This is a genomic window from Pseudomonas sp. CP-1, from assembly GCF_021213715.1.
Lineage (GTDB): Bacteria > Pseudomonadota > Gammaproteobacteria > Pseudomonadales > Pseudomonadaceae > Pseudomonas > Pseudomonas aeruginosa.
In genome coordinates this window covers 208967-224941 of record NZ_JAJQKY010000009.1, presented here as the reverse complement: position 1 = coordinate 224941, position 15975 = coordinate 208967, and the positions used below count along the sequence as shown (strand labels likewise).

Below are 15975 nucleotides of genomic sequence, written 5' to 3'. Positions count from 1 at the left end.
GAGGGGCAACCCTAGCATGGCGTCGATGACGCCAGGAAGCGCGGACTCAGCCGGGCATGCGGTAGTCGTCCGGACCGAGCAGGTCGATGCCGCACTCGAGGTTCTCGATCCAGTAGAGGAAGGCGCTGATCATTTCCTTGCCGACGAAGGGCCGCCCGTGTTGCGGCACGATCATCTCCACATCCATGTCCCGGACCATCCGCGCCCACAGGCGGCAGATCTTGTTCGCCGCCATGTAGCGGCGATGGAATCCGTCCATGTACTGGATATGCGCGGCGAAATCGCTGACCGGCGCGGCGTCGTCCACCAGCGAGGCGCCCATGTCGCCCGAGAAAAGGATCTTGCTCACCGGGTCGTAGAGCTGGAAGTTGCCCACCGAATGCAGGAAATGCGCGGGGATCGCCTTCAACGAGCAGTCGCCGAGAGCGATCGCCTGGCCGCGGTCGGGCAACGGCATGACCCGGTCGTAGGTGTTGATGCCATGGCTGACCGCCAGGTAGTTGGCCGTCAGGTGCGGCAGGAAGCGCGCCCACAGCTTGGAGCAGATCACCCGGGCGCGGGTGTGCAGCAGCCACTTGTCGAGGGCGGCGATGATGTCCGGGTCCTGGTGCGAAGCGAAGATGTAGTCCAGCTCCTGCAGCGGAAAGCGTTTCGACAATTCCAGCGAGAGCGGCGTGTAGGTCAGGTCGCCGCCGGGATCGAGCAGCAGGTACTGGCCGTTGTCGACGATCAGGAACTGGTTGGACTGGACCCCTTCGCCGCTGACGAGGTCATCGAAACACAGGCACTGGTGGCTGCCGTTGTCGAACAGCACGATCGGTTCGCGTCGCATGGTCGGTGAAATCTACTCTGTGCAGGCGCCGAGGAGCATTCCTCGCCGGATGCTGCGCAGGGTAAGCGCCTGCGGCGCGGCGCCTCACTGACCTGGGTCAAGCCCGAGGCGGGTCAAGGCCTTCTCCAGGCGAACTTTGCGGGCCCCGTTGGCAATCGCCAGCAAGCCGCGATCGCGTTGCCACAATGCCTCCCAGGTCGAGGCGTTGGCGGCGAAGGCGGCATCCAGTTGCCCCTCCAGCGCCGAGAACTGTTCGAACAGCCCAGCCAGTACCGCCTGGGTGCCGACGCAGGCGACCGGATGCCGCGCGACCTCGGCGCAGCCGCCGAGGATGCCGGCCAGGCGCAGCAGCAGCGGCGAGGGCCAGCCGCATTCATGGCCGACCCCATAGAGCCAGCCGACCAGCGCCGCCAGCACATGGACATCCTCCAGCAGGCGGAACGGCCTGACGTAGTCGTCCCAACCATCGCCGGGCAGGCGCTCGCAATGGGCACCGTCGAGCAACAGGCGGGAATGCGGCACATCCGGCATCAGCGGCAGCGCCGGCAACGCCTCCAGGCGCGCCCCCGGGGCGCCGGCCAGGACCACCGTCATCGACAGTCGCGGCGGCTGCCCCGGTGCCTCGTCGCGGGCGGCCACCAGCCACCAGGAGGCGCTGTCGCCAGCGGTGACGAAATCCTTTTGTCCATGCAGGACCAGCCCCTCCAGGCGGGTCTGCAGGTCCGCCGGGCGCACGCTGCGCTTCTCGGTCACGCACAGCGCGCCGAGACCTTCCGGCGCCGCCGGCCAGAGCGCGCGCAGGGCCGCCTGGTAGCCGGCGAGGAAGGCCAGGCCCGGACTCGCCGCCAATCGTCCGCCGAGCACCGCCCGCTCCAGGGTGCCAAGACCGTCGGCGCGCGCCAGGGCGGCGGCGTGCCAGTCTTCCAGGGAGCCTTCGGTGGGCAGGCGGTCGAGCGGGCCGAGCAAGCGTTGCCAGGACATGGCGGACTCCAGTGTGGAATGTGTCGGAACCGGCATCCTGCCGAGGGTGCCAGCGTTGAACAACGGCGCGTTACATCCGGCGACAATGTCATACAAGCATCACGCCCCTGTCACAGGGGTGACACCGCGCCTTCCTAGCCTGAGCTTGCACAACAAAGCCGAGCGGCCGCAACCCGCGGCGCCGGCCCAAGGAGGCCCAGGCATGACCCAGACCGCCATTACCCGCGAACCCGTCGCCGGACGCCGCCTGAAGGCCGAGCGCCTGAACGGCGCCCGCGCCCTGCGCGAGGCCCAGGCCCTGCGCTACCGCGTATTCAGCGCCGAGTTCGACGCCAAGCTCGAAGGCGCCGAAGACGGCCTCGACCGCGACGACTACGACCGTCACTGCGCACACATCGGCGTCCGCGACCTCGACAGCGGCGCCCTGGTGGCCACCACCCGGCTGCTCGACCATCGCGCCGCCGAACGCCTCGGGCGCTTCTACAGCGAAGAGGAGTTCCACCTCTCCGGCCTCGACGCCCTGCACGGCCCGGTCCTGGAGATCGGCCGCACCTGCGTCGCTCCCGAATACCGCAACGGCGCCACCATCGCGGTACTCTGGGGCGAACTCGCCGAGGTCCTCAACGAGGGCGGCTACCGCTACCTGATGGGCTGCGCCAGCATTCCCATGCGCGACGGCGGTATGCAGGCCAAGGCGGTGATGCAGCGGCTGCGCGAACGCTACCTGTGCACCGACTACCTGCAGGCCGAGCCGAAGAACCCGCTGCCGCCGCTGGACGTCCCGGAAAACCTCACCGCCGAGCTGCCGCCGCTGCTCAAGGCCTACATGCGCCTGGGCGCGAAGATCTGCGGCGAGCCCTGCTGGGACCCGGATTTCCAGGTCGCCGACGTGTTCATCCTGCTCAAGCGCGACGAACTCTGCCCGCGCTACGCCCGCCACTTCAAGGCGGCGGTCTGATGGCGCGGCTGCGCCTGCTGCTGCGCAGCGCCCGCCTGCTCGGGCTGGTCGCGCTCGGACTGGGCCTGGCCGCTTGGGTCAGCCTGCGCGAGCGGCTGCCCGGCGCCGACGTCACGCCGCTGCGCCAGCGCCTGACCCGCTGGTGGCTGGCGCGCCTCTGCGCGGCCCTGCCCTTCGAGGTCAGGGTCAGCGGCGAAGCGCCCCGGCAACCCATGCTGTGGGTAGCCAACCATGTGTCCTGGACCGATATCCCACTGCTCGGCGCCCTGGCGCCGCTGACCTTCCTGTCCAAGGCCGAGGTGCGTGCCTGGCCGCTGGCCGGCTGGCTGGCGGAAAAGGCCGGCACCCTGTTCATCCGCCGCGGCTCGGGCGACAGCCGGCTGATCAACCAGCAATTGGCCGAACAACTGCACCGTGGGCGCAACCTGCTGATCTTCCCGGAAGGCACCACCACCAACGGCGAAAGCCTGCGCACCTTCCACGGTCGCCTGATGGCCAGCGCCCTGGAAGCCGGCGTGGCGGTGCAGCCGGTGGCGATCAGCTACCGCCGCGACGGCGTGCCCGATGCGCTGGCGCCGTTCATCGGCGACGACGACCTGCTCAGCCACCTCGGCCGCCTGCTGCGCGGCGAGCGCGGCAGCGTGCATATCCAGCTGCTGGAACCGATCCCCAGCCAGGGCCTGGACCGCGCCGAACTGGCCCGCCAGGCCCAGCAGGCGGTGCGCCTGGCGCTGTTCGGCACTGCCGCCCCTACGCAAACCCGGCGCGCCGCCTAGTCGCGCTTGGGCGGCACCGCCAGCACGTCGCACGGCAGGTCGCCGAGGGCCGCCTCGGCCACGCTGCCGATCAGCGCGCGGCGGAAGCCGGTCAGGCCCTGGGTGCCGAGCACCGTCAACTGCGGCGCCTGGCGGCGTACCTCGGTCATGATCACGTTGATCGGCAAGCCTTCGCCGACGCGCAACTGGATGTCCTCGCGGCCCAGCCCCAGGCCGGCGACGTAGTCGCGCAGCTCGACGTTGGCCTTGAGTTCCTCCTGGTCGACGTAATGCTCGACGCGGTCTTCCTTGATCCCCGAATAACGCATCATGCCCTTGGCGAACGGCTCGAAGGCATGCAGCGCGGTGAGGCTGGCGGCGTCGAGGAAGCCGAGCTGGCCGGCCATCTGCACCGCGCGCGTCGAGGTCGGCGAGAAGTCCAGCGCCAGCAGCACCCGGCGGTACTCCTCTTCCGGCGCACCGGCCGCGCGCAGCACCGGGATCTTCGCATTGCGTACCACCCGCTCCAGGGTGGTGCCGATGAACAGGTCGCGCAGCGGCGTGTGCCGGTGCGCGCCCATCACCAGCAGGTCGGCACCGATCTCCTCGGCCACCGCGTTGATCACCACCACCGGATCGCCGACCCGCACGATCGCCTTGGACTCGACGCCGAGGCGCTCCTTCAGGGCCTGTCCGTTCACTTCCAGCAGGTTGGCGATGGCCAGCCGTTGCGGCGCGATCAGCACCGGCGGCTGGTCGTCGTCGAGCACGTTCAGCACGGTCAGTTCGGCATTCCTCGCCTTGGCCAGCGCCGCGGCGCGCATGACCGCCAGCTCGGAACGCGAGGACAGGTCGGTCGCCACCAGGATTCGTTTCATCTTCCACCTCCATTGGCAGAGCGTTGAACGTCGGCCCCATTGAACGATCGACGCGACCGCTGCCGGTTGATGTGCATCAAGCGGATGCTTCGGACTGAAACAATTGATAGGTGATTCCGCCGGCCGGGCCAATGGCCGCTGCGCCAGGCTCAGCGCTGGCTCAGGGCGAAAGCCTGGAGTTGCGGGTAGAAGGCGCGGAAATCCGCGCTCAGGTCATCGTAGCGCTGGGCCAGTTCTTCCCAGGAGCCGTCCAGCAGGTGCGGTCGCGACAGCCTCCGCGACATACCGCCCAGCACTTCGCGCAAGACCGCGAACTCGCGGTAGCTGCCCAACCAGTCCTGGGCCGCCATCCGCGGCGCGATGCGCGCCAGGCGCTCCGGCAGCGGCGAGGCGGTGCGCAGGGTGCCGTAGACCCGCTCGACGAACTGCGGCAGCGGTTCGTCGGCGTAGTCGTTCCAGTCGCGCGCCAGGCAGTGGTCGAAGAACACGTCCAGCAGGACGCCGGCGAAACGCCGGCGCTCCAGCGGGAAGCGCCGCTTGGCCGCATGCACCAGTGGGTGGCTGTCGGTGAAGGCGTCGATGCGCCGGTGCAACTGGATGGCCCGCTCGATCTCGACCGGCCATTGTCCCTGCAGGCGGCCCTTGACGAAGTCGCCGTACAGGCTGCCGAGCAGTTGGGCCGGTTGCGGGCCGCCGAGGTGGAGATGCGCGAGGTAGTTCATGCGGGCTAGCTTACCCCAGGGACGGAACGGTCGTTTCGATCATCGTCATCAGCCCTGTCGATAGCGACTATCGTCGCAATCGATCCCCATATCGTCCCACACCGATATATAGTTCGTCCCAACCCGATATGGACGGCCAACGGACCACCGCCATGCCACTGGACATCGACGAAATCATCAAGGCTCTCTCCCACCCGGTGCGACGCGACATGCTGCGCTGGCTGAAGGAACCGGAGAAGTACTTCGTCGAGCAGGACCACCCGTTCGAGATCGGCGTCTGCGCCGGCAAGTTCGACCAGCGTACCGGTCTCTCCCAGTCCACCGTGTCGGTACACCTGGCCACCCTGCAACGCGCCGGTCTGGTGACCAGCCGCCGGGTCGGCCAGTGGAATTTCTTCAAGCGCAACGAGGAGACCATCCAGGCCTTCCTCGACCAACTCGGCGACGAGCTGTAAGCAGCACTCGCTTCCCCCCCACCACCTCGCAGTCCAGGAGCTCGACCGATGCCGGCGTCTCTTCTCGTCCTCGCTTTATCCGCCTTTGCCATCGGTACCACCGAATTCGTCATCATGGGCCTGCTGCCGCAGGTCGCCGGCGACCTGCGGGTATCCATTCCCAGCGCCGGCTGGCTGATCAGCGGCTACGCCTTCGCCGTGGCCTTCGGCGCCCCGCTGATGGCCATGGCCACCGCCCGCCTGGAACGCAAGAAAGCCCTGCTCGCGCTGATGGGCATCTTCATCGTCGGCAACCTGCTCTGCGCGGTGGCCGCCAACTACGGCCTGCTGATGCTGGCGCGGATCGTCACCGCGCTCTGCCATGGCGCCTTCTTCGGCATCGGCTCGGTGGTCGCCGCCAGCCTGGTGGCGCCGAACCGCCGCGCTTCCGCCGTGGCCCTGATGTTCACCGGCCTGACCCTGGCCAACGTGCTCGGCGTGCCGCTGGGTACCGCGCTCGGCCAGGAAGCCGGCTGGCGCGCGACCTTCTGGGTGGTGACCCTGATCGGCGTGGTCGCCTTCGTCGGCCTGGCCAGGGTGCTGCCAAACGACCGCGAGGAAGAGAAGGTCGACCTGCGCCAGGAAATGTCCGCGCTGAAGAACCCGTCGCTGTGGCTGGCCCTGGGCACCACCGTGCTGTTCGCCGCCTCGATGTTCGCCCTGTTCACCTACGTCGCGCCGCTGCTCGGCGAAGTCACCGGGGTCAGCCCGCGCGGCGTGACCTGGACCCTGCTGCTGATCGGCGTCGGCCTGACCGTCGGCAACGTGATCGGCGGCCGCCTCGCCGACTGGCGCCTGGGCACCACCATGGCCGCGGTGTTCGCCGCCATGGCGCTGGTCTCGGCGCTGTTCAGCTGGACCAGCCAGGCCCTGCTGCCGGCGGAGATCACCCTGTTCTTCTGGGCCGCCGCCGCCTTCGCCGCGGTGCCCGCGCTGCAGGTCAACGTGGTCCGCGTCGGGCATGCCGCGCCGAACCTGGTGGCGACCCTGAACATCGGCGCGTTCAACGTCGGTAACGCGCTCGGCGCCTGGGTCGGCGGCAGCGTCATCGACCACGGCCTGGGCCTGACCCGCGTGCCGCTGGCCGCCGCCGCGCTGGCCGCGCTGGCGCTGCTGGCCACCCTGATCGCCTTTTCCGGAAACGGCCGCGCCCAGGCGCAGCCGGTCCTCGATTGATCCCCTGTCCGTCTATTCCCTAGTGGAGGATGTTCCATGGCTACTCTGTTCGATCCCATCATGCTCGGCGACCTCGAGCTGCCCAACCGCATCGTCATGGCGCCGCTGACCCGCTGCCGCGCCGATGAAGGCCGCGTGCCCAACGCCCTGATGGCCGAGTACTACGCCCAGCGCGCCGATGCCGGCCTGATCCTCAGCGAGGCCACCGCGGTCACGCCGATGGGCGTAGGCTATCCCGACACCCCCGGCATCTGGTCCGATGACCAGGTCCGTGGCTGGAGCAACGTGACCAAGGCGGTGCACGCCGCCGGCGGGCGCATCTTCCTGCAACTCTGGCACGTCGGGCGGATTTCCGATCCGCTCTACCTGAATGGCGAGCTGCCGGTGGCGCCGAGCGCCATCGCCGCCGAGGGGCACGTCAGCCTGGTGCGCCCGAAGCGTCCCTACGTCACCCCGCGCGCGCTGGACACCGAGGAGATCGCCGACATCGTCGAGGCCTACCGCCAGGGCGCCGAGCGGGCCAAGGCCGCCGGCTTCGACGGCGTGGAGATCCACGGCGCCAACGGCTACCTGCTCGACCAGTTCCTCCAGGACAGCACCAACAAGCGCACCGACCGCTACGGCGGCTCCATCGAGAACCGCGCGCGCCTGCTGCTGGAAGTCACCGACGCGGCGATCTCCGTATGGGGCGCCCAGCGCGTCGGCGTACACCTGGCGCCGCGTGCCGACTCCCACGACATGGGCGATTCCAACCGCCTGGAAACCTTCAGCCATGTCGCCCGTGAGCTGGGCAAGCGCGGCATCGCCTTCATCTGCGCCCGCGAAGCGCAGGCCGACGACAGCATCGGCGTAGCCCTGAAGAAAGCCTTCGGCGGACCCTACATCGCCAACGAAAAGTTCACCCTCGACAGCGCCAACGCCATCCTGGCCAAGGGCGACGCCGATGCGGTGGCCTTCGGCGTCCCCTTCATCGCCAACCCGGACCTGGTCGAACGCCTGCGCCAGGGCGCCGAACTGAACCCGCCGCGCCCGGAAACCTTCTATACCGGCGGTACCGAAGGCTACCTGGACTATCCGACCCTGGCCTGATCGCGCCAGCCAGGAAGAGCCCGCCACGCTTGCCGTGGCGGGCTCTGTGCTTCGCCCGTCTAGCGCAGGCGGAAATACGGCTCCGGCTCCGCGCACGGATCGCGCTGGGCGCAGCCCTTGCAACCGCCGCCGCAACCGCCCGAGCTTTGCGCAGCCACCCGCTCGACCTTGCCGAGCGCGATCAGCCGCTCCAGGATCGCCTCCACCAGCGCCGGCGGCGCGTCCACCTGGCGGCTGAGCTGTTTCAGCCCACGCGCCTGGCCGTCTTCCAGGGCGGCGCGGATCTGCATGAGTGTCGCCATCAGTGACATCCTCCCTGCCCGCTCGGGGCATCGGCCATTCGGCCTGGCAGTTGCAGTACCTGCTCACGGCCGAACAGACGCAGGCAGGTCATCAGGATCAGGTTGAAGAGCAGCACCACGGCGATGGTCAGGACGCTACGCTCGGGGTGCGCGGCGAAGGTGGCGACCTGGTAGCAGAGGGTCGCCAGCGAGTAGGCGACGTTCAGCCCCCAGAGCACCGAGAAAGCCATCCAGCCCTTGCTGCTTTCCCGGGCGATCGCGCCCATGGCGGTCACGCAGGGCACGTAGAGCAGGACGAAGACCAGGTAGCTGTAGGCCGCGATGGGGCTGCCGAACTTGCTCGCCATGGTGCCCATCGAGCCGGTCTCCATGTCGCCGTCGGCCATGCTCGCCTCCACCGGGTTGGCCAGCACGCTGAGGCTGAAGGTATCGACCAGGCCGTCCCAGGTCTCGACCAGGGCGTCGCGCAGTTGCCCGGGCAGGTCGTAGCCTTCGTAGTCGAAGGCCTCGCCCTGGATCTGCTCGGCGGTGTAGAGGGTGTTCAGGGTGCCGACCACCACTTCCTTGGCCATCGCCCCGGTGACCAGGCCGACGGTGGCCTGCCAGTTGTCCGGCTGCACCCCGAGCGGCGCCAGCAGCGGAGTGAGACGCTGGCTGACGCTGGCCAGGGCGGAATGGCCGATGTCGCCCTGCACCGGCTTGCCGTCGAGGGTGATGCTGTTCAGGCCGCCGATCACCAGGCTGACCAGGATGATCACCTTGCCGGCCCGCACCACGAAGCCGCGCAGGCGCGACCAGGTCTGCAGCAGCAGGCTCTTAAGGTGTGGCACATGGTACAGCGGCAGTTCCATGACGAACGGCGAGGCCTCGCCGCGCATCAGGGTGTGCTTGAGCAGCAGCCCGGTGAGGATCGCCACGACGATGCCGAGCAGGTACAGGGAGAAGATCACCAGCGCGCCGCCCTGGCCGAAGAAGGCCCCGGCGAACACGGCGAAGATCGCCAGGCGCGCGCCGCAGGACATGAACGGCGCCATCATGATGGTAATCAGCCGCTCGCGCTGCGCGTCCAGGGTCCGCGCGCCCATGATCGACGGCACGTTGCAGCCGAAGCCGACGATCAGCGGCACGAACGACTTGCCCGGCAGGCCCAGCGCCTGCATCAGGCGGTCCATGACGAAGGCCGCGCGGGCCATGTAGCCGGAATCCTCGAGCAGCGAGAGGAACAGGTACATCAAGCCGATCTGCGGTACCAGCGGCAGCACCGTGTTGACCCCGCCGCCGATGCCCTGGGCGAGGAACGCCGTGAGCCAGTCGGGCAGGCCGAAGCGAATGCCCAGCCACTGGATGCCATCGATGAAGATCGCCGACGAGCCCTTGTCGAAGATCGGTTGCAGCGCCCCGCCGATGTTGATGGCGAAGAAGAACATCAGGTACATCACCAGCAGGAAGATCGGCAGGCCCAGCCAGCGATTCAGGACGATCCGGTCGAGCCATTGGGTCAGCCGGTGCGGCTGCGCCTGCTGGTGGTCGCAGACCGCCGCGCAGATCTCGCCGATCAGCCGGTAGCGCGCATCGACGATCGCCAGCTCGGGCTCCTCGCCGCAGCCCCGGCGTGCCTGTTCCAGGGTGGCGGGCGGCAAGCCCAGCGCCGGGCCGTTGAAGATGTCGCCTTCCAGCGCCTGCAACGCCAGCCAGCGCGGCTCGATGGCCGAGGCCGCCGGAGCGCGCGTTTCCAGGAGGTAGCCGACCTGCGCCTGGATGGCCGGCGGGTAGTCCACCGCCAGCGCCGCCTGCGGGACCTGCAACTCGTCGATGGCCGCCTTCAGCTCGTCGATGCCATCGGCGCGGGTGGACACCAGCGGCACCACCGGGCAACCGAGACGCCGCGCCAGACCGTCGATATCGATGCGGATGCGCTGGCTACGGGCGATGTCGAGCATGTTCAGCGCGACGATGCAGGGGATGCCCATCTCCCGCAACTGCACCGTGAGGTACAGGTTGCGCTCCAGGTTCGCCGCATCCACCACGTTGACCAGCACGTCGACTTCGCCGCTGGCGATGTAGCGGCAGGCGATCTGCTCGTCCAGCGAGGCCTGGGCGGAAACGCTGGTCAGCGAATAGGTGCCGGGCAGGTCGACCAGGCGTACCGCGTGGCGGGCGGTGTGGAACGCACCCTCCTTGCGCTCCACGGTGACGCCGGCCCAGTTGCCGACCCGCTGGCGCGAGCCGGTGAGCTGGTTGAACAGGGTGGTCTTGCCGGAGTTGGGATTGCCGATCAGGCCGAGGGTCAATGCGGTCATGGGGATTCCGGGCGGGGTCAGTCGAGCGGGACGAGGGTCAGCAGGGCGAGGTCCTTGCGCCGCAGCGCCAGGCTGGTCTGGCGGGTCTCGACCTGGATCGGGTCGCCCAGCGGGGCGATGCGCACCACGCGCAGCGCCGCGCCGGGCAGAAGCCCCATGGAGAACAGGCGTTGGCGATAGCCATTGCTGATGGCGGGGGAATAACCGGTGATGCGGTAGGAACGGGACGGTTGCAATGCGCTCATGGCGGATTCCAGGCAGAGGAAGGGACCAATGGCCTTCCTGGCCGGTGACCGAGAATCTAAACGACTCTCACTTAAGGCTCGCTTAAGGACGCAGTATCGGAGCGGAGGAGCAGCGGATTCGCTGATCCAGAGCAATGGAAGCGGGGATTTTCGCCGGGCGCGGCGAACTGTCGCCGCCAGCGCCCGGTGCGACGGGGCGGCTGGCGGCGCAAGGGGTCAGCGGGTATTGAGCTGCTGCTGCAGGTTCTGCACCTGGGCCTGGAGGGTGTTGATGTTGCGCATCACCTGGGTGCGGAAGGCGTCGAACTCGGCGGTATTGCCGCCCTGGGCCGGGCGGTTGTCGAGCTGGCTGCGCAGCACCAGCAGGTCGTCCTGGATACCCTTGATCGTCTGGCTCGGGTTGCCCTGCTTCTTCAGCGCCGCGACATCGCCGCCGAGGGCCTTGAGTTGCTCGTTGGTCTTGCCCAGTTCGACCTGCAGGGCTTTCAGCTTCTCCTGTTCGGCGGCCAGTGTCTGCAGCTTGCCGTCCAGTTGCGCGACCAGTTGCGCCGCGCTTTCCTGCTGGGCCTTGAGATCGCTGGCCAGTTGATCGAGGCGTTTGCCCTGGCCGCCGAACTGGTTGCTCACATCGGCCTGCTGGCGTTCCTGGCTGCCGAGTTTCTCCTGCAGTTGCTTGACCTGCAGGCGCAGCGCCTCGCGTTCGCTGGTGACGCTGGACTCGCTGGCGACCACCTTGCCGCGAATGTCGTCAAGGCGCCCGGCGGCTTCCTCGCTGATCCTCACGAAGCTTTCCTGGGTCGCCACCAACTGCTGTTCCATCAGGCTGATTTGCTGGTGGCTCCACCAACCCACCCCGGCGAGGGCGATCAGCATCGCCCCGAGCAGGGCCCAGAGCGGGCCGGTAGAGGCCGGACGGCGCTCCTTGGTGTCGACGACCCGGCGCTGCTCCGGTTCGTAGACGTGCCGCGGGTGGTGGCCGAATTCATCACGGTCGGCAGCATCGGTGGTCAGGCTGGGCACATCGTCGAGTTCGTCGAAAGCATCGTTACGCATGGTGAAAACCTGTGAAGGGGAACGGCATCCTGCCGGAGGCCTGGAGAAAGGGCCGAATGGCGCATTATATCGGTTCGGCCCCGCCCCTTCAGCGTCTGCTCGAAGCAAATTGCCGGACCGGGGCGCTCCACCGCGAAGCCGTGCGCCCCAAGACGGAGCGAACGCTGTCCGGCACAGACCGCCGCAGGCCGCCAGCGGTTCCCCGCCTCGCACGCCGGCGCTGGTCCGCGGCCCGCATGGCACGTCGCTTGCCTGGGCTTTGCCGGGCAGATTCGAGAGCCGGAGGATGCATGGAGTTGAACAAATCCTTGCTGGATTGCATGCGCGCCGTGCGCCGACGCCTGCGCGAGGAACAGGCGCTGGATATCCACTTCCAGCAACGCGATGCGATCGCCGCGATGCAGGCGGCCTGCGCCCGCTCCGGCGATGCGACGACGCGGGAGCTGGGACAGCGCCTCGGCAGGCTCAGCGGGGTTGCGCTGCCGCCGGCGGAACCTTCCCTGTTGCCCGCGCAGGCGCCGAGCCGACAATACGCCGGCCCGCTACGCGGCTGATCAGAGTCCCTGGGCGCGCCACCAGGCGCAGAACTCGTCGAGCGCGGTCCACAGGCTGACCCGCGGGTCGTAGTCGAGGTATTCGCGGGCGCGGTTGATGTCCAGGGTGAAGTTCTTCGCCATCACCGCCATGCCCAGGCGGAACAGCACCGGCTCCGGGCGCCCCGGCAGGATCCGGCAGACGCCTTCGTTGAGCGCCGCCAGGCCATAGCCGACGGCATACGGCAGGTGACCGCCGACCGGCGGCAGGTCGAGCTGGCGCATCACGTAGTTGACCGCATCCCAGAACGGTACCGGCTGCCCGTTGCTGATGTTGTAGACCTTGCCCAGCGCCGGCTCGCCGGCCAGCAGGCAACTGAACAGCGCGTCGTTGAGATTGTGCACGCTGGTGAAGTCGACCCGGTTCAGGCCGTTGCCGAGGATCCGCAGGCGTCCCTTGCGGTGGGCCTGGATCATTCGCGGGAAGATGCTGGTGTCGCCGGCGCCGACCACGAAGCGCGGACGCAGCGCCAACACTTCCAGGCCCAGGTCGCGGGCGCTGAGCACCAGTTGCTCGGCCTGGTACTTGGTCGCCCCGTAATGGTCGGAAAAACGCCGGGGTACGTACTCTTCGTTCAGGTCCAGGTGGTCGCGCCCGTCGAAATAGATCGACGGCGACGACAGATGCACCAGGCGCCGCACCTTTTGCCGCATACAGGCCTCGACGACGCTCTCGGCAAGCCCGACGTTGGCCGCCAGGAAGCGTTCGCGCGGCCCCCAGACTCCGACCGCGCCGGCACAATGCACCACCGCCTCGACATCCTCGCAGAGGCGCAGGACCAGCGCCGGGTCGGCGAGGTCGCCGGGAACGAACTCGGCGCCCCGCGCCACCAGATGCTCCACCGCGTCCGCACGACGACCGCTGACCCGTACCGACAGGCCCTGCTCCAGGGCGAAGCGAGCGAAACGCCCGCCGATGAAGCCCGTCGCCCCCGTTACCAGAATCCGCATTGCGTTTCTCCCGTTGTCCTTCTTGTGCCGCGACTCTAGCAACCCGGAGCCGCGCCACCACTGGCACAGCATGCCAGAACAACGACCTTGCGGGCCGCCGGCACGACTTGCGTTGGGCGACAGAAGCGGCGCTGCGCGCTACAAGGTCTAACCTGAAAGCCACCTGCACGCTGGGAGACACACCATGGCCAGTCACTGGATGATCTACGGCGCCAACGGCTACACCGGCCGGCTGGTCGCCGAACAGGCGCAGCGCGAGGGCCTGACGCCGCTCCTCGGCGGACGCAACCCGGCCGCCCTGCACGCGCTCGGCAGCCAGCTCGGGCTGGAGTGCCGGGTCTTCGACCTGGGGGATCCGCAGGCCTGCCGCGAAGCCCTGGACCAGGTGAAGGTGGTGGCCCATTGCGCCGGTCCGTTCTCCGCCACCAGCACGCCGATGATCGCCGCCTGCCGTGCCGCCGGCACCCACTACGTGGATATCACTGGAGAGATCGCGGTGTTCGAGCAGGCCCACGCCGGCGACGCCGAGGCCCGCGAGGCCGGCATCGTGGTCTGCCCGGGCGTGGGCTTCGATGTGATCCCCACCGATTGCCTGGCCGCCTGCCTGAAGGAGGCGCTGCCGGACGCGCAACGGCTGGCGCTGGGCTTCGACACCGGCAGCGGGCTGTCGACGGGAACCGCGAAGACCAGCGTCGAAGGCCTCAAGTTCGGCGGCAAGATCCGCGAGAATGGCCGCCTGCGCGACGTGCCGCTGGGCTACAAGCGCCGCGACATCGATTTCGGCCGCGGCCTGCGGCACGCCGTGACGATTCCCTGGGGCGACGTGGCCACCGCCTACTACAGCACCGGCATCCCGGACATCGAGGTCTACCTGCCGGCGCCGCCGCTGCTGGCCCTGGGCATGCGCCTGATTGATCCGCTGCGTCCGCTGCTCGGTCGGCAACGGGTCCAGGACTGGCTCAAGGGGCAGGTCGACAAACGCATCGCCGGCCCCGACCAGGCGGCCCGCGAGCGCCTGCGCACCTGGGTCTGGGGCGAGGCGCGCAACGCCCGCGGCGAACGCCGCACGGCGCGCCTGGAGACGGCCAACGTGTACGACCTGACCCTGCACGGCGTGCTCCTGGCAGTGCGCCACCTGCTGGACTACCAGGGTCCCGGCGGTTACTTCACGCCATCGCGGTTGCTCGGCGCGCGCTGCGTCGAATCGTTGCCCGGCTCCGGACGAATCACCGTCATCGGCTGATCAACCTGACACCCGCACCAAGCCGTCGCCGGCGCGGGCGAGCAGGTGCTCGGTGAGCGACGCGAGCAGTTCGCCGCCGTTGCGCCAGTAGTGCCAGTACAACGGTACGTCGATGACCTGGCCGGGCAGCAGCTCGACCAGTTCGCCGCGCGCCAGCTCGCCTTGCACCTGGCGCTCCGGCACCAGGCCCCAGCCGAGACCGCCGGCGGTGAGGCGGACGAAACCTTCCGAGGATGGGCAGAGGTGGTGGATGAAACCGCCCTCGACGCCGAGGTCCTTGAGAAAGCGGTGTTGCAGCAGGTCGTCCGGGCCGAACACGATCGCCGGCACGCCGGCCAGGGCGGCCGCCTCGACCCCGCGGGGAAAGTGCCGGGCAATGAAATCCGGGCTGGCCAGGCCGCGATAACGCATGGCTCCGAGCAGCAGCGAACGCGCGCCGGCCACCGGCCGCGCGCTACCGCACACGCAGCCCGCCACTTCGCCCGCGCGCATGCGCTTGAGCCCGACCTCCTGGTCCTCCACCACAAGGTCCAGCAGCACCCGCCGCTCGGCGCAGAAATCGCCCACCGCGGCGGCCCACCAGGTCGCCAGGCTATCGGCGTTGAGAGCGATGCGCAGGCGCTCCGGGGCACCGCCTTCATCCAGGTTCGGCACCCAGCGCTGCAGGTCGCCCTCCAGCAGCCGCACCTGCTGCACATGGTTGAGCAGGCGGCGCCCGAGATCGGTGGGATGCGGCGGCGTCTCGCGCACCAGGACCGGCTGGCCGACCCGCGCCTCGAGCAGCTTGATCCGCTGCGATACCGCCGATTGCGACAGCCCCAGCGCCTGTGCGGCGCGCTCGAAACCGCCCTGCTCCACCACCGCGGCCAGCGCGGCGAGCAACTTGTAGTCGAACAAAATCAGTTTTCCTAATGAGAGATCAGCAGGATTCGTTTTCCTTATAAACCGCCCGCGGCCACACTCGCCAGCACTTTTCCGATTCACCCGACGCGGACCGACCATGGCTGGCGAAACCTCGCTGCGCACCCTGCTGCGCACGCTCACTCCCGAACTCAATCCCGGCGACTATGTGTTCTGTACCTGCGCCGATGGCGCGCTGCCGAACGGCGCCGAGCCGCTCGCCAGCTTCCGCGAGCGCGAGGGCCTGACCCTGGTGCTCGAACGCCGGCAGGCCGAACGCCTGGGCCTGCCCTACGAATACGTGGCGGCCTGGATCACCCTGACGGTGCACTCCTCGCTGGCGGCGGTGGGCCTGACCGCCGCCTTCGCCACGGCGCTGGCCGAAGCCGGGATCAGTTGCAACGTGATGGCCGGCTATTTCCACGACCACCTGTTCGTCGCCCGCGACGAGGGCCGGCGCGCCCTCGCCGTGCTCCAGCGGCTGGCGGCGGAGGCACACTGAC

Annotated in this window: 18 protein-coding genes; 8 read left to right on the top strand and 10 right to left on the bottom strand. The window is 68.8% G+C overall.

The features are described from left to right. Positions 1 to 46 precede the first annotated feature (46 nt). Together LT948_RS19410 and LT948_RS19405 are read right to left on the bottom strand one after the other, a co-directional pair. Positions 47 to 832, bottom strand: a complete 786-nt coding sequence (locus LT948_RS19410) for an MBL fold metallo-hydrolase (RefSeq protein WP_003093967.1) — start codon at positions 830 to 832, stop codon at positions 47 to 49. 84 nt (positions 833 to 916) lie between these two features. Then, on the bottom strand, positions 917 to 1813 hold the full coding sequence (locus tag LT948_RS19405) for an acyl-CoA dehydrogenase family protein (protein ID WP_003093969.1): 897 nt from the start codon (positions 1811 to 1813) through the stop codon (positions 917 to 919). A 202-nt stretch (positions 1814 to 2015) separates the two neighbouring features. Here LT948_RS19405 and olsB point away from each other — a divergent pair, with 202 nt between their 5' ends. After that, positions 2016 to 2771: an L-ornithine N(alpha)-acyltransferase gene (olsB, locus tag LT948_RS19400; protein WP_003093970.1), complete on the top strand. Its 756-nt coding sequence runs from the start codon at positions 2016 to 2018 to the stop codon at positions 2769 to 2771. After that, positions 2771 to 3547, top strand: coding sequence for a lyso-ornithine lipid O-acyltransferase (gene olsA / locus LT948_RS19395; protein WP_023100206.1), 777 nt, complete (start codon positions 2771 to 2773; stop codon positions 3545 to 3547). Before olsB ends, olsA begins: the two co-directional genes overlap by 1 nt. On the opposite strand, the gene LT948_RS19390 is transcribed toward olsA, so the two are convergent. Beyond that, a complete protein-coding gene (locus tag LT948_RS19390) occupies positions 3544 to 4404 on the bottom strand; it encodes a universal stress protein (RefSeq protein WP_003093974.1) in 861 nt (286 codons plus the stop codon). The two genes, olsA and LT948_RS19390, sit on opposite strands and share 4 nt — an antisense overlap. A gap of 149 nt (positions 4405 to 4553) precedes the next feature. Next, positions 4554 to 5126, bottom strand: a complete 573-nt coding sequence (locus LT948_RS19385; protein WP_073657164.1) for an acyl carrier protein phosphodiesterase — start codon at positions 5124 to 5126, stop codon at positions 4554 to 4556. A gap of 152 nt (positions 5127 to 5278) precedes the next feature. Between LT948_RS19385 and pyeR the strand changes: the two genes are divergently transcribed. The 3 genes from pyeR to LT948_RS19370 are packed head-to-tail and all read left to right on the top strand — an operon-like array spanning position 5279 to position 7885. Next, complete coding sequence (gene pyeR / locus LT948_RS19380; protein ID WP_003093978.1) at positions 5279 to 5581, top strand: ArsR family transcriptional repressor PyeR; 303 nt, start codon at positions 5279 to 5281, stop codon at positions 5579 to 5581. A 48-nt stretch (positions 5582 to 5629) separates the two neighbouring features. Next, positions 5630 to 6796, top strand: coding sequence for an MFS transporter (locus tag LT948_RS19375; protein ID WP_003103801.1), 1167 nt, complete (start codon positions 5630 to 5632; stop codon positions 6794 to 6796). A 36-nt stretch (positions 6797 to 6832) separates the two neighbouring features. Then, a complete protein-coding gene (locus tag LT948_RS19370; protein WP_065278215.1) occupies positions 6833 to 7885 on the top strand; it encodes an alkene reductase in 1053 nt (350 codons plus the stop codon). Positions 7886 to 7944: 59 nt separating this feature from the next. Here LT948_RS19370 and LT948_RS19365 read toward each other — a convergent pair whose 3' ends face one another. The 4 genes from LT948_RS19365 to LT948_RS19350 form a co-directional block, all read right to left on the bottom strand. Next, complete coding sequence (locus tag LT948_RS19365) at positions 7945 to 8187, bottom strand: FeoC-like transcriptional regulator (protein WP_003093982.1); 243 nt, start codon at positions 8185 to 8187, stop codon at positions 7945 to 7947. Next, complete coding sequence (feoB, locus tag LT948_RS19360) at positions 8187 to 10487, bottom strand: Fe(2+) transporter permease subunit FeoB (RefSeq protein ID WP_003111342.1); 2301 nt, start codon at positions 10485 to 10487, stop codon at positions 8187 to 8189. Before feoB ends, LT948_RS19365 begins: the two co-directional genes overlap by 1 nt. A 17-nt stretch (positions 10488 to 10504) precedes the next feature. Beyond that, positions 10505 to 10732, bottom strand: coding sequence for a ferrous iron transporter A (feoA, locus tag LT948_RS19355; protein WP_003103819.1), 228 nt, complete (start codon positions 10730 to 10732; stop codon positions 10505 to 10507). Between the two features lie 216 nt (positions 10733 to 10948). Continuing rightward, positions 10949 to 11785, bottom strand: coding sequence for an ATPase (locus LT948_RS19350; RefSeq protein ID WP_003093989.1), 837 nt, complete (start codon positions 11783 to 11785; stop codon positions 10949 to 10951). Positions 11786 to 12075: 290 nt separating this feature from the next. On the opposite strand from LT948_RS19350, the gene LT948_RS19345 reads away from it, so the two are divergent. Continuing rightward, the gene (locus LT948_RS19345; RefSeq protein WP_003103821.1) at positions 12076 to 12339 is read left to right on the top strand and encodes a hypothetical protein; all 264 of its coding nucleotides are present in this window, start codon (positions 12076 to 12078) and stop codon (positions 12337 to 12339) included. On the opposite strand, the gene LT948_RS19340 is transcribed toward LT948_RS19345, so the two are convergent. Next, a complete protein-coding gene (locus LT948_RS19340; RefSeq protein WP_003103823.1) occupies positions 12340 to 13329 on the bottom strand; it encodes an NAD-dependent epimerase/dehydratase family protein in 990 nt (329 codons plus the stop codon). Between the two features lie 184 nt (positions 13330 to 13513). On the opposite strand from LT948_RS19340, the gene LT948_RS19335 reads away from it, so the two are divergent. Beyond that, a complete protein-coding gene (locus tag LT948_RS19335; protein ID WP_003093996.1) occupies positions 13514 to 14572 on the top strand; it encodes a saccharopine dehydrogenase family protein in 1059 nt (352 codons plus the stop codon). Here the strand turns inward: LT948_RS19335 and LT948_RS19330 are convergent, their stop codons facing one another. Continuing rightward, positions 14573 to 15475 (bottom strand): LysR family transcriptional regulator ArgP, encoded by a 903-nt coding sequence (locus LT948_RS19330; RefSeq protein WP_003120877.1) that lies wholly within the window; start codon positions 15473 to 15475, stop codon positions 14573 to 14575. It abuts the gene before it with no gap. A gap of 97 nt (positions 15476 to 15572) precedes the next feature. Here LT948_RS19330 and LT948_RS19325 point away from each other — a divergent pair, with 97 nt between their 5' ends. After that, a complete protein-coding gene (locus LT948_RS19325) occupies positions 15573 to 15974 on the top strand; it encodes an ACT domain-containing protein (protein ID WP_003094000.1) in 402 nt (133 codons plus the stop codon). Position 15975: the final 1 nt, after the last annotated feature.